Source organism: Morganella psychrotolerans (assembly GCF_965118875.1).
In the GTDB taxonomy this organism is placed as follows: domain Bacteria; phylum Pseudomonadota; class Gammaproteobacteria; order Enterobacterales; family Enterobacteriaceae; genus Morganella; species Morganella psychrotolerans_C.
Genome location: NZ_CBCPJD010000001.1, coordinates 348,544 through 364,345, shown reverse-complemented (window position 1 = coordinate 364,345; position 15,802 = coordinate 348,544). Strand labels below are relative to the sequence as shown.

15 protein-coding genes are annotated in these 15,802 nt (G+C 50.4%); 9 read left to right on the top strand and 6 right to left on the bottom strand.

Going from position 1 to position 15,802, the window contains the following annotated elements; all coding sequences use genetic code 11:
- Window positions 1-48 precede the first annotated feature (48 nt).
- Together tsaB and ACMHKJ_RS01700 are read right to left on the bottom strand one after the other, a co-directional pair.
- Window positions 49-750: a tRNA (adenosine(37)-N6)-threonylcarbamoyltransferase complex dimerization subunit type 1 TsaB gene (gene tsaB / locus ACMHKJ_RS01705; protein WP_413491743.1), complete on the bottom strand. Its 702-nt coding sequence runs from the start codon at window positions 748-750 to the stop codon at window positions 49-51.
- Window positions 751-844: 94 nt separating this feature from the next.
- Window positions 845-2,773 carry an ATP-dependent DNA helicase gene (locus tag ACMHKJ_RS01700; RefSeq protein ID WP_413491742.1) on the bottom strand — a complete coding sequence of 643 codons (1,929 nt, stop codon included), beginning with the start codon at window positions 2,771-2,773 and terminating at the stop codon, window positions 845-847.
- 100 nt (window positions 2,774-2,873) lie between these two features.
- On the opposite strand from ACMHKJ_RS01700, the gene ACMHKJ_RS01695 reads away from it, so the two are divergent.
- On the top strand, window positions 2,874-3,218 hold the full coding sequence (locus ACMHKJ_RS01695) for a RidA family protein (RefSeq protein WP_413491741.1): 345 nt from the start codon (window positions 2,874-2,876) through the stop codon (window positions 3,216-3,218).
- Window positions 3,219-3,429: 211 nt separating this feature from the next.
- Here ACMHKJ_RS01695 and lsrK read toward each other — a convergent pair whose 3' ends face one another.
- Complete coding sequence (lsrK, locus tag ACMHKJ_RS01690; RefSeq protein ID WP_413491740.1) at window positions 3,430-5,022, bottom strand: autoinducer-2 kinase; 1,593 nt, start codon at window positions 5,020-5,022, stop codon at window positions 3,430-3,432.
- 103 nt (window positions 5,023-5,125) lie between these two features.
- Window positions 5,126-6,076: a transcriptional regulator LsrR gene (lsrR, locus tag ACMHKJ_RS01685; RefSeq protein ID WP_413492101.1), complete on the bottom strand. Its 951-nt coding sequence runs from the start codon at window positions 6,074-6,076 to the stop codon at window positions 5,126-5,128.
- Window positions 6,077-6,383: 307 nt separating this feature from the next.
- On the opposite strand from lsrR, the gene lsrA reads away from it, so the two are divergent.
- From lsrA to ACMHKJ_RS01645, 8 genes are all read left to right on the top strand, one after another.
- Window positions 6,384-7,961: an autoinducer 2 ABC transporter ATP-binding protein LsrA gene (lsrA, locus tag ACMHKJ_RS01680; RefSeq protein WP_413491739.1), complete on the top strand. Its 1,578-nt coding sequence runs from the start codon at window positions 6,384-6,386 to the stop codon at window positions 7,959-7,961.
- A complete protein-coding gene (gene lsrC, locus ACMHKJ_RS01675) occupies window positions 7,955-8,959 on the top strand; it encodes an autoinducer 2 ABC transporter permease LsrC (RefSeq protein WP_413491738.1) in 1,005 nt (334 codons plus the stop codon). Before lsrA ends, lsrC begins: the two co-directional genes overlap by 7 nt.
- Window positions 8,956-9,960, top strand: a complete 1,005-nt coding sequence (lsrD, locus tag ACMHKJ_RS01670; RefSeq protein ID WP_413491737.1) for an autoinducer 2 ABC transporter permease LsrD — start codon at window positions 8,956-8,958, stop codon at window positions 9,958-9,960. Before lsrC ends, lsrD begins: the two co-directional genes overlap by 4 nt.
- Window positions 9,961-10,001: 41 nt before the next feature.
- Complete coding sequence (gene lsrB / locus ACMHKJ_RS01665) at window positions 10,002-11,018, top strand: autoinducer 2 ABC transporter substrate-binding protein LsrB (RefSeq protein WP_413491736.1); 1,017 nt, start codon at window positions 10,002-10,004, stop codon at window positions 11,016-11,018.
- Between the two features lie 26 nt (window positions 11,019-11,044).
- A complete protein-coding gene (lsrF, locus tag ACMHKJ_RS01660; protein ID WP_413491735.1) occupies window positions 11,045-11,926 on the top strand; it encodes a 3-hydroxy-5-phosphonooxypentane-2,4-dione thiolase in 882 nt (293 codons plus the stop codon).
- 3 nt (window positions 11,927-11,929) lie between these two features.
- Complete coding sequence (lsrG, locus tag ACMHKJ_RS01655; RefSeq protein ID WP_413491734.1) at window positions 11,930-12,229, top strand: (4S)-4-hydroxy-5-phosphonooxypentane-2,3-dione isomerase; 300 nt, start codon at window positions 11,930-11,932, stop codon at window positions 12,227-12,229.
- Between the two features lie 184 nt (window positions 12,230-12,413).
- Window positions 12,414-13,271, top strand: coding sequence for a hypothetical protein (locus ACMHKJ_RS01650; RefSeq protein ID WP_413491733.1), 858 nt, complete (start codon window positions 12,414-12,416; stop codon window positions 13,269-13,271).
- Between the two features lie 23 nt (window positions 13,272-13,294).
- Window positions 13,295-14,125, top strand: a complete 831-nt coding sequence (locus ACMHKJ_RS01645) for a hypothetical protein (protein ID WP_413491732.1) — start codon at window positions 13,295-13,297, stop codon at window positions 14,123-14,125.
- Between the two features lie 19 nt (window positions 14,126-14,144).
- On the opposite strand, the gene ACMHKJ_RS01640 is transcribed toward ACMHKJ_RS01645, so the two are convergent.
- Together ACMHKJ_RS01640 and msrP are read right to left on the bottom strand one after the other, a co-directional pair.
- Entirely contained in the window at window positions 14,145-14,750 is a 606-nt protein-coding gene (locus tag ACMHKJ_RS01640; RefSeq protein ID WP_413491731.1) for a protein-methionine-sulfoxide reductase heme-binding subunit MsrQ, read from the bottom strand.
- Window positions 14,750-15,754 carry a protein-methionine-sulfoxide reductase catalytic subunit MsrP gene (gene msrP, locus ACMHKJ_RS01635; protein WP_413491730.1) on the bottom strand — a complete coding sequence of 335 codons (1,005 nt, stop codon included), beginning with the start codon at window positions 15,752-15,754 and terminating at the stop codon, window positions 14,750-14,752. Before msrP ends, ACMHKJ_RS01640 begins: the two co-directional genes overlap by 1 nt.
- Window positions 15,755-15,802 lie beyond the last annotated feature (48 nt).

Below are 15,802 nucleotides of genomic sequence, written 5' to 3'. Positions count from 1 at the left end.
TGGCTTATGTCCGGCGATTCAACAATTGACGCCGTCTATATTTTCGCACTATTCCCTGCCCGGCAATTTCTTCCAGGTCACTTCATTGCGCAGATAAACCGGCTCCGCGGCTTCTGCCGGAACGGTTTCGCCCTGCTGCAGAGCAATGACTGCCAGCGGCAACATATCCTGTGCATGAGGCAGTGTAATGTCCGTCATTTGTGTTGATGCGCGGATGGCACCCTGCATATCCGGATACGCCGCCCAACCGGTACCGGCAAGTCCCCATTCTCCGGAAAGTCCGGCGCAGCGGGCAATAAAATCTGCTGGTTTCAGCACAGCTTCTGCTGATTGTGCATGAAATACGCCCTGCTCATCACGCGTATAGGCAGCGCAGTAAATTTCATCCATACGGGCATCAATAGCAATCAGCGCCCGGATAAGCCCGGTGGTGCGGAAAACCCCTTCAGCCATGGTTTTCAGCGATGAAATACCGATCATCGGCAGCTCTGCGCCAAGCGCCAGTCCCTGAGCGGTGCCGACACCAATACGCACGCCGGTAAAACTCCCCGGTCCCTGACCAAACGCCAGTGCATCGAGATCCTGTAACCTGATATTCTGCTGCGCCAGCACGGCCTGTACCATCGGCAGAATACGCTGCGTGTGCTCACGGGGAGTCTCAGCAAAATCGGCAGTGATTTCGCCGTTATTATAAAGCGCAACAGAACAGGCTTCGGTTGCGGTATCTAAAGCTAAAATTCGGGTGGACATGCCATAACTCCGGCAAAGAAAAGTAAGGTTTATGGTAGCAAAAAAATCATCATGACAGAATATTTACCCTGATAAGTGATCATTCTTGCGGTTATCAGTCAGTTGATTGCCTGCGCTGAGCGTGCCGTGCTGCCAGAAATTCAGCAGCTTTCGCCAGTGACCGCGTGCGGGGTGAAGGTGGCAGGCTTTTCAGGAAGATTTCACCATAAGGGCGCATAACAATCCGGCTGTCACAGATGACAATCACGCCGTAATCTTCTGTATCACGTATCAGCCGCCCGACACCCTGTTTAAGGCTTATGACAGCATCCGGGATTTGTACATCACGGAACGGATCACCACCCCGCACTGCGCAATCCTCCATCCGGGCTTTCAGCAACGGATCGTCCGGGGCCGTAAACGGCAGTTTGTCGATAATGACACAGGTCAGTGCATCACCGCGCACATCCACACCTTCCCAAAAACTGCTGGTTGCAACCAACAATGCATTTCCGGATGAGACAAAATCACTGAGTAACTGACTCTTACTGGTTTCGCCCTGAACCAGCACCGGCAGAGTCAGTGACTGACGAAATTCTGATGCAAGGTCACGCATCATCTGATGTGAGGTACATAAAAAGAAGCAACGCCCACGATTCTGGTTGATCAGCGGTCTGAGTTGTTCCGCCAGTTGTTTTGCCGCGCCGTACTGATTCGGCACCGGCAGAAAACGCGGGACACACAGTAAAGTTTGTTCCTGAAAATTAAACGGACTCGGCAGAATAAGTGTTTCCGCGCTGTCCAGCCCCAGACGACGGGTAAAATGATGAAGATCGTCATTGACGGACAGTGTCGCGGACGTAAACACCCAGGCAATATTCGCACTGCTCATCATTTCACGGAATTTATCTTCCACCGTGAGCGGTGTCAGTGCCAGCAGAAAGTGACGTCCGTAACTTTCAAACCAGTAACTGTAGCCCGGAATGGAAACGTCTTTCAGGCGTTTCAACCGGTTACGGTAAACCGTTGCCCGCTCGAAAGCCGCATCCAGCATTGTGGATCGCCCGAGAGACAGTTTCATCACGTCATAGCAAAGCTCCAGGGTATCATCGAGGCGTGTTATCGCCTGCTGAATATGAGGCTTTGCCAGTAATTCGCGCAGATTACCGCGATAGCCGGTATCCCCCAGCGCCAGACGGAAATCCTGTGTGCACATGGTCAGGCGATCAGCGCATTTTTGTAACTGAGCCTGATCGCGCAGCTCTGTCCGGTAAGCCATAATGATATCGCGCGTGAGATCAAATAACTGGCGGCTGCTGAGTTGCTGACCGAAATACTGGCTGGCGATATCAGGGATCTGATGCGCTTCATCGAAAATAATCACTTCCGCCTCCGGGATTAATTCCCCGAAACCGGTATCTTTCACCACCCGATCAGCCATAAACAGATGATGGTTGACCACCACCACGTCCGCGTCCAGTGCCTTACGCCTGGCTTTCAGAACAAAACAGTCTTTATATTGCGGGCAGTCACTGCCGAGGCAATTATCATTGGTGCTGGTAATCAGCGGCCAGACCGGGCTGTCTTCCGGAATATCATGGCAGGTGCTGATATCACCCAGTTCAGTCACGCTTGCCCAGCGCCGCGCTGCGACTATCCGGCTCAGCGTTTCATGATCCATATTAACATCACCGAGCGCCTGCTGATCCAGTCTCTCAAGGCAAAGGTAATTCGAGCGCCCTTTCAGCAGCGCGACTTTGCCGTCATAGTCCAGTGCCTGAATAATAGTCGGAAGATCACGGTTATACAGCTGATCCTGCAACGCTTTCGAACCGGTGGAGATAATTGTTTTCTTTCCGGCGCGCAACGCGGGCACCAGATAGGCGTAAGTTTTCCCGGTCCCGGTGCCGGCTTCTGCCACCAACTGACCTTGTGTTTCAATCGCCCGGCTGATGGCGGCGGACATGGTCACCTGTGCTTCCCGCGGCTGAAAACCGGGGATCACCTGAGCTAACCGGCCATTTTTTGCAAAATCGTCTGACACGCGCGTTCTCTTCTGACAAAATAGACCGCAATTATGCCAAGGGTTGAGCGATAGCACCACCTTGCTGTGTAAGAAACTGGATATATTTACAGGAGAGAGAATGACAATTCAGCGAATTGACCCGGAAGACCGCTGGTCTGAAGCCGTTGTGCACAATAACACTATTTATTACACCAGTGTCCCGGAAGACCTGAGCGGAGATATTACCGCGCAGACAGCCAGTGCGCTGCACGCGATTGATAAAATACTTGCCCGCGCCGGTTCAGATAAAACCAAAATACTGGATGCCACGATTTTCCTGGCGGATAAAGCGAATTTTGCCGGAATGAATGCGGCATGGGATGCCTGGGTTGCTCACGGCAGTGCGCCGGTGCGCTGTACTGTTGAAGCAGCACTGATGAATCCTGGTTATAAAGTTGAAATCAAGATTATTGCTGCGGTGTAGGTTTTGAGGAAAGCAGAGGTTTGCTGAAAAACAGTGTTTTCTGTGAATATATAGTGCCTCTGCTGATGACGGGCAAAACCGAAAAATCGCTGTAAACACATCCGTGTGCGCTCAGGCGCGTCATCCATGACGCGCATGCTTTTCGTTTCCCTGCCCGTCATCGCAGGTTTACCCGGACATCCGGTATCTCTGCTTTTTATTGATACAGGGATTATTTCAGACCCGGCGCCTTCCACATTGATGTGGTCAGACCGGAATCCACCAGCGTCAGTTGATCTGCATAGACTTTTTGCCAGTTTTGTTTCGCTTTGTCATAGACGTCGCGGTGTTCCGGATTTGGCTGGTATTCCTGCTGCCATTGGACCAGACGCTCACCGGCAGACGCCATATCATCATATAACCCGACACCGGCACCGGCGGCAATTGCACAGCCCAGAGCGGTCGCTTCTTTCACGACCGGCACACGAACCGGCACACCGGTGACATCGGCCAGAATCTGGCTCCAGAGTTTGCCTTTTGAGCCTCCGCCGGCAAACACCAGAGAATCCGCTTTCACGCCGCTGAATTGGGCAATTAAATCCAGATTCAGTGAGGAAACAATCGCGGCGTTCTCTTCCAGTGCGCGGAACAGAGAGGCTTTGTTACTCTTTTCTGCATCAATCGACAAATTAATAAAAGAGGGTGCCGCGTGATACCAGGATTTAAAACGCATCACATCAGAAAAAATCGGCATGATACCGTGAGAGCCTGCCGGAACGCGGGCTGCCATATCTTCCAGTAATGAATACGCATCCACACCAAGCCGTTCGGCGACCAATTTTTCTTCCGCGCAGAACGCATCACGGAACCAGCGCATGGTAAGTCCGGTAAAGAAACTGATCGATTCCGCCTGAACCATGCCCGGGATAACATGCGGGTTAATACGGGTATTCATGTCAGGATCAGTGACCGGCTGCGGCAGGTTAACCACCTGCTGCCAGAAAGTTCCGCCGAGTACCGCTGTTTGTCCCGGTTTGACAACGCCGAGGCCCAGGCAGCCAAGCTGAACATCCCCGCCGCCCATAACAACCGGCGTGCCTTCTACCAGACCGGATTCTTCAGCAGCTTTCGCCGTAATATATCCCAATACCGTACCGGTTTCTTTTACCGGCGAGAGAATATCCGCGCGCAACCCTGCCATTTCCAGCAAACCGGGACGCCAGTTGCGGGTGACTAAATCAAGCATACCGGTAGTTCCGGCATTGGAGGGATCGACTGCCAGTTCGCCGCTCAGTTTGCAGGCAAGCCAGTCGCTTATCATTGTCAGTGTTCCCGCCTGCCGGTAAATATCCGGACGGTGATGTGCCAGCCATAACAGACGCGGCATTGCACCCAGCGCTAAGGTCTGCCCGGAACACTGATAAACATCATATTCAAAGGTATTGTTGTACAGCTCTTTTAATTCGCTGACTTCGCGGCTTGAACGGGCATCCACATTGGCACATGCCCAGATAGGCTCCCCGCTGCGATCATAGAGAACAATCCCCTCACGCATGGAGCAGGCAGACACACCTGCAATCGAGGAAGCCGGTAATCCGGCGTTTTTCAGTGCCAGCTTAATGCAGTGACATGCCAGCTGCCAGTTGGTGTGCAGGTCAAATTCCATCGAGCCCGGAACGTCCGGCAGTTCATTATGACGCCACTCCGCCTGTCCGGCGGCAATCTGGTTGCCGTGAAGATCAAAAATTACGGCTCTGATACTGCCTGTTCCCGCATCCAGTGCCATCAGGTACTTTGATGACTGGCTGCCTGTGCTCTGATCCATGTCGCCATCCTCACAAAATTAATTGGATTGATACCGGTACATCATGAAATACAGCGTATTTTCAGCGGCGGCTGTCAGCCACAGAGCACAGACAGTCAGCGCATCAGGTTAATAATGTCAGCATCACCCGTGCCGTTTGTTCATCCGTGACCAGCGCATTGATATACCCGCCCAGCAGCGCCGCCACTATCACTTCAGCTTTCTCTTCACCGCCCGCCACACCCACAACAGTCGGAATGTTTTTCAGCTCCGCCGGGGTGATACCGATAAGTTCGCGGTGCATTTCCACATCATCGGTCATTTCACCTTCGCGACCGATAAAATAGCCGAGAATGTCACCGACTGCGCCGCGCCGTCCCAGCATCAGTTGCTCACCGCTGCTGATGTAACCGGAGCGCATAATGGTCGCATCCTGTTTCTGATTAACCGCGCCCAGCCCGACCACCGCAATATCTGCCGCACAGGCTGCCATAAGGACATCCTGCACACTGCGCTCGCGGCGGAATGTCGCGGCAACCGTGGCATTGGATGCCCGCAGCGGCGCAGGAATGATACTGACCGGGCAATTGGCATCGAGCTGCCCGATACCGGTCATGTATTGCCCGACCCCGCCGGACAGTGTTACCAGCCGGATCTGCTGTGAAGACACAAATCCGCTCAGGTGCTGCAATGTTGCCATCGCTGCTTCACCAAAGCCGACCGCCAGCAATTGTCCGGGTGTAAGCTGAGACATCAGAAGATGTGCGCCGGCAACACCAAGCCGGCTGTGAAGTTCAGGTCCGTTCAGTGAGGGCAGGATGCGAATTTGTTTTAATGAAAATCTTTTCTTCAGAAGATCTTCAAGCTCCAGACATCCTTCAAACCGGGAATTTATCTGCACCCGGATAACACCGGACTGACGTCCTTTTTCGAGTAAACGCGACACTTTAAGTCGTGTCAGGCCGAGCAGATCCCCGATGTCTCCCTGTGTGAGGCCATCATGGTAATAAAACCAGGCAATACGGGCCAATAACTCTTCTTCATTCATACTCAGTCCTGAGGCGTCATAGTCCATCGAAGAAACGGGGCTTACCGGGGCTGCTTTTGTATTTTTAGAGACTGTCGACATGTGAACTTTTGTTTTCCATTTTTACAGATAAGCACCTTTTTGCGGATTTCGCCAGAGGTGCAAGCCAAAATTTTGAACAGATTCTAACGCAGATCTAATTTTTTCACAAAATGTGGTGAAATTATTGTCATATTTCATTTTTATGGATTACATTTATGAACAAATGTGTTTATAAATTATAAATGTTCATTTTTGATGTTTTCTTCATCACATAACATCCGAGCACAATACCCATAACATCAGAGGTGCCGTTATGTCCGGAAAGCAACACCCTGTTCAGCCACTGCTGACTGCCCGCGGAATAGCCAAACAATTTTCCGGCGTGGTGGTGCTGAAACACATCGACTTCACACTGTTACCGGGACAGGTTCATGCCCTGCTCGGCGGAAACGGCGCGGGTAAATCCACTCTGATGAAAATCATTGCAGGGATTGAGCAGCCGGATAGCGGTACACTTACACTTGAAGGTCAGGACATTTCGCACCTGACACCGGCAAAAGCACATCAACTCGGGCTGTATCTGGTTCCGCAGGAGCCGCTGCTGTTCCCTAATCTGACCGTGCAGGAAAACATTCTCTTTCGTCTGCCGAAACATCAGGCGGGTAAAGCAAAATTACAACAGATGCTCAGCGCGCTGCGCTGCAATTTTGACCTGAGCGCCCGCGCGGGCAGCCTGAATGTGGCTGACCAGCAGTTAGTTGAGATAATGCGGGGGCTGATGCGGGACTCACGCATTCTTATTCTGGATGAACCCACCGCCTCCCTGACACCGGCTGAAACAAGCCGCCTGTTTGAGCGGATCAGGGAATTACAGCAAAAAGGGGTCGGGATTGTCTTTATCTCCCATAAAATTCCGGAAATTCATGCCATTGCTGATTATCTGAGTGTGATGCGTGACGGCAATATTGCCCTGACCGGACCGGCAAAACAGTTTTCAACCGATGAAATCATTCAGGCGATCACGCCGGAAGCCAAGAAAAAACCGTTATCTGACACCCAAAAATTATGGCTGGATCTCGCCTCTGCCCGCAATAATCCGCAATCCGGTGAACCGGTGCTGGATGTCCGTAATGCCTGTGGCGAAGGATTCCGTCATATCAGTTTTGTTGTCAACCCGGGGGAAGTGGTCGGGCTGGCCGGCGTCGTTGGCGCCGGCCGGACTGAACTCGCGGAGACATTATATGGTCTGCGCCCGCTGATCGCCGGTGACATTCACCTCAACGGTGAGAATTTACGCGGAGTCAGTACAGAAAAACGCCTTACCCGCGGGCTGGTCTGTTTACCGGAAGATCGCCAGGCATCCGGGCTTTTCCTTGATGCGCCGCTGACCTGGAATATCGGCGCACTGGTGCATAACCACCGGGGGCTGCTGGTTCGTCGCGCTTATGATGATGCGGTGCTGGAGCGCTACCGCCGCGCACTGAATATCAAATTCAATGACGGTCAGCAACTGGTGCGCACACTTTCCGGCGGAAATCAGCAAAAAATCCTGATAGCAAAATGCCTGGAAGCCAATCCGTCCCTGCTGATTATTGATGAGCCGACGCGTGGCGTGGATGTCGGGGCACGAAATGATATTTATCAGCTTATACAAAGTATTGCACAGCAAAATGTGGCGATTTTACTGATTTCATCAGATCTGGATGAAGTTGTGGCACTGGCTGACCGCGTACTGGTCATGCATCAGGGCGAATTTGTCGGTGAACTGCAACACAATGAAATGAATGTCGATACCATTATGCACATGGCATTTGGTGAGCAGCGCCGCTGCACTGACACAAAAAGGTCCGAAACAGAAAGCAGAACATCACAGGAGGCGGCATCATGCTGAAATATATACAAAATAACCGAGAAGTGACCGCGCTGCTCGCGATCCTCTGCCTGTTTATATTACTGGGTGGAATGGAAACCCGCTATTTCAGTTTTCAGACCGCCACCATGATTTTCGGCAGTGCTCAAATCCAGATGCTGCTGGCGATTGGTGCCACCCTGGTGATGCTGACGCGCAATATTGATGTCTCGGTCGGCTCCACCACCGGGCTGTGTGCGGTGATTATCGGCATTTCACTGAATGCCGGGCTGCCCCTGACAGTCGCCATTCTGCTGACCGTTGCCACCGGCCTGCTCGCCGGGCTGTTTAATGGCATTCTGGTAACCTGGTTCAAAATACCGGCGATTGTTGCCACCCTCGGCACGCTCGGACTGTATCGCGGCATTATGTTATTACTGACCGGCGGTAAATGGATTGAAGGTTTACCGGCAGAACTGAAAGCCCTGTCGCAGCCGGTTTTCCTGGGATTATCGCCGATTGGCTGGTTCATTATCCTGCTGATTATTCTGATGACACTGTTTCTGTCCCGCACGACTGCCGGACGCGGTTTTTATGCCACCGGCGATAACTTACAGGGCGCACGCCAGTTAGGTGTTCCGGTAGACAGAACACGAATTATTGCTTTTTCAGTCAATGGCATGATGGCAGCACTTGCCGGTATCGTCTTTGCCTCACAAATCGGCTTTATCCCGAATCAGACCGGTAACGGGCTGGAAATGAAAGCTATCGCAGCCTGCGTACTGGGCGGAATAAGTCTGCTGGGCGGCACCGGAACTATTGCCGGGGCAATTCTTGGCGCTTACTTTATGACTCAGATTGACAGCGTGCTGGTGCTGCTGAAACTGCCGGCCTGGTGGAATGATTTTATCGCCGGTTTTGTCTTGCTCGCCGTCTTAGTCTTTGATGGTCGTCTGCGCGTGGCACTGGAGAAAAACCTCCGCGCCCAGCGTTACGCACGGTTCCTCAATCCGTCCCCGCAGCAGGAGACAAAAAAATGACTGGTATCAAACGTTACGGCTGGGAAATTTCACTGTTACTGCTGCTGGTGGCAGAGATCCTGTTATTCGGGATGGGTAACCCGCGCATGCTGGATGCCAATGTGCTGCTGTTCAGTACCAGTGACTTTATCTGTATCGGGCTGGTGGCGCTGCCGCTCACCCTGGTGATAGTCAGCGGCGGAATGGATATCTCATTCGGCGCCACTATCGGGTTGTCCTCTATTGTGCTCGGTATTCTTAACCAGGCGGGTGTGCCGATGATTGCCGCCATTCCGCTGACATTGCTGACCGGTGCTCTGTGCGGACTGATTAATGCCCTGCTTATCTTATTTACCGGTATAAACCCGCTGGTTATTACCCTCGGTACTATGTATCTGTTCGGCGGCTGCGCCCTGCTGCTCTCCGGGCTTTCCGGTGCCAGCGGCTTTGAGGGGATCGGCGGCTTCCCGATGGCCTTTACCGATTTTGCCAATCTGGATCTGTACGGTATTCCGCTTCCGCTGATTATTTTTGCCCTCTGTGTGATTGTGTTCTGGTTTTATCTGCACCGCACACATCCCGGGCGTAATGTCTTTCTGATCGGACAAAATGCCCGTGTCGCGCGTTACAGTGCCTTTCCGGTGACGCGCACGATTTGTCTGCTTTATTCGATGGTCGGTGTATCTGCCGCTCTCGCTGCCATTATTTTAGTCTCCTATTTCGGCTCTGCCCGTGCCGATCTCGGTGCGTCATTCCTGATGCCGGCAATCACGGCGGTTGTATTAGGCGGCGCAAATATTTACGGCGGGTCCGGCTCTGTTTTAGGAACGGCTCTCGCTGTACTGCTGGTTGGTTTCTTACAGCAGGGGCTGCAAATGATTGGTGTACCCAATCAGATCTCCAGTGCACTCTCGGGTGCGCTGCTTATTGTTGCCGTTGTTGGACGTTCCGTTTCTTTACACCGACATCACATCCTCGGATGGTGGGCGCGTAAACGCAACAGGCAATTCGTATCAGAGTAAAACACGTCTTTTATCACAGATTTGACGAAATGGAGAAAACCATGAAACCCATCATGAAAAAACTGGCGCTCGCCACTGCATTAAGTCTCGCATGTGTTTCCTGGGCGAATGCAGCACAAAAAGTCGCCTTTATTCCTAAACTTGTCGGTGTCGGATTCTTTACCAGCGGCGGTCAGGGTGCAGTTGAAGCGGGGAAAAAACTCGGTATCGATGTCACGTATGACGGACCGACTGAGCCGAGTGTTTCCGGTCAGGTTCAGCTTATCAATAACTTTGTCAACCGTGGTTATGACGCGGTTATTGTCTCAGCCGTATCACCGGACGGTTTATGCCCTGCTCTTAAACGCGCCATGCAGCGCGGTGTGAAAGTGCTGACATGGGACTCGGATACCAACCCGGAATGCCGCTCCATTTATATCGACCAGGGCACGCCGAAACAACTCGGCGGAATACTTGTGGATATGGCCGCGGATCAGGTGAAAAAAGAGAAAGCAAAAGTCGCGTTCTTCTATTCCAGCCCGACCGTGACCGACCAGAACCAATGGGTGAAAGAGGCGAAAGCAAAAATCGCCGCCGAACATCCGGGCTGGGAAGTGGTTACCACACAGTATGGATATAACGATGCGACAAAATCATTACAGACAGCCGAAGGTATCATGAATGCCTGGAGCGACCTGGATGTGATTATTGCACCGGATGCCAATGCTTTACCGGCAGCGGCTCAGGCGAAAGAAAATCTGAAACGTAATGATGTTGCGGTCGTCGGTTTCAGCACCCCGAATGTTATGCGCCCGTATGTGGAGCGCGGCACAGTTAACCAGTTCGCCTTATGGGATGTGGTGAAACAGGGTGAAATATCAGTTGCTGTGGCAGATGCACTGATGAAAAAAGGTGAATTGAATGTCGGCGATAAAATTATGGTCGACGGCGTGGGTGAAGTCGAGGTTTCCCCGAACAGTATCCAGGGGTATGACTACGAAGCAAAAGGCAACGGTGTTGTTGTGCTGCCTGAGCGCGTAATTTTCACCAAAAAGAACATTAACAACTACAATTTCTGATAACCACAATTTCCAGGGAGAACTCCATGGCTGATTTAGATGATATCCGTGACGGTAAAGATTTCGGGCTGAATACCCCGCAGAAAAACACCCTTTATACTCTTAAAGGCTGTGGTTCGCTGGACTGGGGAATGCAGTCGCGCCTTGCCCGTATTTTTAACCCGCAAGATAACAGAACCGTGATGCTGGCCTTTGACCACGGCTATTTCCAGGGGCCGACCACCGGTCTTGAGCGTATTGATATTAATATCGCTCCGCTCTTTGAACACACCGATGTTCTGATGTGTACCCGCGGGATCCTGCGCTCACAAGTGCCGGTCGCCACCAACAAACCGGTTGTCCTGCGTGCATCCGGTGCCAACTCAATTCTGACCGAGCTTTCCAATGAAGCCGTCGCGGTGGCAATGGATGATGCCGTACGCCTGAATGTGTCGGCGGTTGCGGCACAGGTGTATATCGGGACAGAGCATGAACATCAATCCATCAAAAATATCATCAGTATGGTGGATGCGGGGATGCGTGTGGGTATGCCGGTGATGGCGGTAACAGGTGTCGGTAAAGATATGGCGCGTGACCAGCGTTATTTCTCTCTCGCCAGCCGTATTGCCGCCGAAATGGGCGCACAGATCATCAAAACCTATTTTGTTGAAGAAGGTTTTGAACGCATTACTGCCGGATGTCCGGTGCCGATTGTTATCGCAGGCGGGAAAAAATTGCCGGAAGATGAAGCACTCGATATGTGTTTCCGTGCCATAGACCAGGGCGCCTCCGGTGTGGATATGGGACGCAATATCTTCCAGTCCGAAGACCCGGTTGCCATGATGAAAGCCGTTCATGCCGTTGTCCATGGTGGCGAGAGCGCAAAACAGGCTTATGCATTGTTCCTGAGCGAAAAGAATAAGGGGTAAATTTTGAACGTAACATTAGTCGAAATTAATGTAAAAGCGGACAAGGTGGATGAATTTATTGCGGTATTCCGTGAAAATCATCTGGGTTCGGTAAAAGAGCCCGGCAACCTGCGTTTTGATGTGTTGCAGGACCCGGATATTCAGACCCGTTTTTATATCTATGAAGCCTATACGGATGATGCCGCCGTTGCCGCACATAAGAAAACACAGCACTATTTGCAGTGTGTTGAAAAACTGGAAGCCCTGATGACCGGCCCGCGTAAAAAAACTGCGTTTATCGGGTTAATGCCTGAAATCAAGTAAATTCAGGCGATATTCTGAAAAACCTGCTGCGGCAGGTTTTTTATTGTCCTGACGCGGCAAACCACCTACTATCTGATTCATTCATTTTATACCCTTATTCATTCAAACTGCAGGTTCCCTGGCTGTATCCTGAATGGCATCGGGTATATATACTACTTAAGTGCTGTTATCAGCCGGGGTACGCGTGAAAAAAATACACTTCTGTGGTTCATTGCTGTTATTGTCGGTCTCAATTGCACCGGCTTATGCCGCTGATGACTGTAAACCCATGTCCGCCCAAACACAGCTTAACCATTACCGCCTGATGGGAATACCCTACCTGCGCGGCCCGGTTAAATCTGTCTCGATGACGACCGAAAGAAACCCGCAAAGTGATATCCGGCTCTCCTCATTCAACCGGATACACCTGAGCCCCTGCGGACACATCATCAGTTATGATTTTATGCGCAAAAATCAGGAATACGGCACGCTGACAACCACAACTGTCACCGGCGCTGAAGATGATGCTGCTATTAATCTGGAATACACTTACTCAACCGGTTATATAACACAGAAAAAACCACGTCCGATGGTTTCCCGCATAACACTGACAAAAGACGCGCAGCAAGTCGTCACCGGTTACCGGACAGAGAATTTTATTAAAGGAAACAGTACGATTCTGTCCGAAAAAGGGGAACTGAATTACCGCAGTGGCGATGTTGATAATATTGTGATTAACAGCGAATTGTTCGCACAAACCTACACCATGAAATATGACTACAATGATAATGGCGATGTCACGCGGATTTACACAGATACGTCGCCCATGATCGAATACGCCTTTACATATAATGATAAAGGCGGGCTTGTCACCGGCTCAGACAAAACGGATATCGCCGGTATCACTGTCACCAACCACATTGAATGCACTCAGTGGGATGCACGGCAAAACTGTACATCGGGGATCTGGACAAAAACAAACAGTAACAGCCAGCCCGGCATGACAGATGTTCAGGGGCAGACGGTTTTTCATACCACTTATGATTATTACGGTGACAAGTAATGAGGCCGTTTACGTTGTGCACGGTGATTACACTGTTAACCGCGACCTGCACTGTTCCTCTTTATGCAGCAGAAACCTGTAAAACCACTGATGCATCAGTACTGCAAAATAACCGGATTATCCTCGGCGCCCCGCTGCTCACCGGAGCAGTAAAATCGCTCAGAGCAGTATCACCGCCTGATCCGGAAGATTTCCGGCAGTTCAGCACCACAACAGATATTGATTTCGATCCTTGCGGACAAATAACACAGTTTAAATTTATGCGCAGTGAAATCCGGAATAAAATGCAGATAACCCGGATACTGACCGCATCAGAAACCACGGACAATGCGCTTTATACACTCAGGAACTACAGACACCGTCCGGGTAAAAAAGACCGGTATCCGATGGTTATCGACACTGTATTTACCAAAGATACCCGCCAACAGATAACCGGCGGTTCAGGAAAAATGTATGTTGAGAATAACGACACCGTGATGCCCGGTGATGTTCAGGTACAATTTGATAATGCCCGGGTATCAGATATCCTCACTCACTGGCCGCATCTGAAAACGGATCAGCATTTCTCATTCGGTTATGATGACAAAGACCGCCTGACTTCGGTGAAATCAGACAGTCAGGCACCAATGACGCAGACTTATACCTATACTCAGGAAGGTTACCCTGCGACACAGGAAGAAATATTCGATGGTGAAATTGCCGGCAGCCGTTATTTTACGCAATGTCTGACCCATGACAGTCATGGTAACTGTATTAAAGAACATGTTACGTCGCAGAATATTTACGGTGGCGCATCCGGGCTGAAAACAGAATCATCTGTGATTGTTAATAAAACTATCCGTTATTATCCGTAACCCGGTTATCTGATTTTAATTAAATACCGGTTCTGCGAATTTTTCGCTGTTGCCGGAAGCGATGAACGTATGCCGAAATAATCAGTATCAGATAAAGAACCGGCTCCGGTGTGTTCGTTTTCACTGACAGAATATAATGCAGGATAACAATCAGCAGCAACGGATAAAGTAAACTGTGAATACGTTTCCACCAATCACCCAGCCGGATGCGAACCGGGTTAAATGAACTGACCGCCATCAGGAATAAAATAATCCAACCAGCGGCGCCCAACATCAGATAAAAACGCGATATAATTTCACTGAAAAAAAGAGCAATGTTATTGACACCAATTTCAAAAAACAGATAGCTTGCCAGATGTAATGTTGCCCAGACAAAACACCATAATCCGAGTAACTTCCTGGTCTGATATAAACTATTCCATTTTAGGTAATGCGCGGCTGCGGGTATTACAGCAATCAGGATTAACAAACGCAGTGCTGTTATTCCCGTAAAATGCTGAATATCTTTTGCAGGATCTGCACTTAACTTATCAACGTTAAGTGCGTAAACCAGCCATACCAATGGCAGTAATGCCATCAGATGAAAAAATATATTAATAACCGGATAGTGGCGTAATCTGATCATCAGAAATATCTCCGCAGATCCATCCCCTTATATAAATCAGTAACCTCATCAGCGTAACCATTAAATAACAACGTCGGCTGCCGTGTTGTCCGTCCTAATCCCTCTGAGCCGATAAAACGCTCTGTCGCCTGCGACCAGCGCGGGTGATCTACCTGCGGGTTTACATTGGCATAAAAACCATATTCACCGGGAGCTGAAAGATTCCACGTTGTTGGGGGAACAGATTCAGTTAAACGAATTTTAACTATCGATTTAATACCCTTAAAGCCATATTTCCACGGAACAACCAACCTGACAGGCGCCCCATTTTGTTTTGGCAGTTCTTTTCCGTAAACACCGGTCGCCATAAATGTCAGGGGATGTAATGCTTCATCCAGACGTAATCCTTCAATATACGGATACGAAAGCCCGCCGCCGGTAAAACGACTTTGTTGTCCGGGCATTTGTTCCGGTGCATATAATGTTTCAAACGCCACATATTTCGCCCGGCCGTTCGGCTCTGCGGCTGCTAATAACGCAGCCAGCGGAAAACCGACCCAGGGAATAACCATTGACCATGCTTCAACACAGCGCATCCGGTAAATACGCTCTTCTGCTGTAAATTTATTACGGATATCATCGGCATTTAATATCAGCGGCCGGTTCACTTCCCCTTCAATTGCCAGTGTCCATTCATCCGTTTTCATCGTATGTGCATTTTCAGCGGGATCAGATTTATTTAAACCAAACTCATAAAAATTGTTATATCCGGTCACTTTATTTTCCGGTGTTAATACCAAATCAGACTGATATGCAACAGGCCGGGTGAAATTCAATTCTTTTAATATTGCATCCGGCACCGCCGGTTTCTCATCAGCAGAAAACCATGAAAGAATTCCGGCATTTACGCCGGGGCTGACCATCATTCCGGCTGCACCCGCACCTAATAACCGGAGCAGGTTTCTGCGCTTCATCATAAAAACAGATTCCGGTGTAATATCAGATGGTCGTATTATTTTTTTCATAGTATGTCCCTTTATTCAGAAAATCAGCAGAGCGTTTCTGTTTAATCC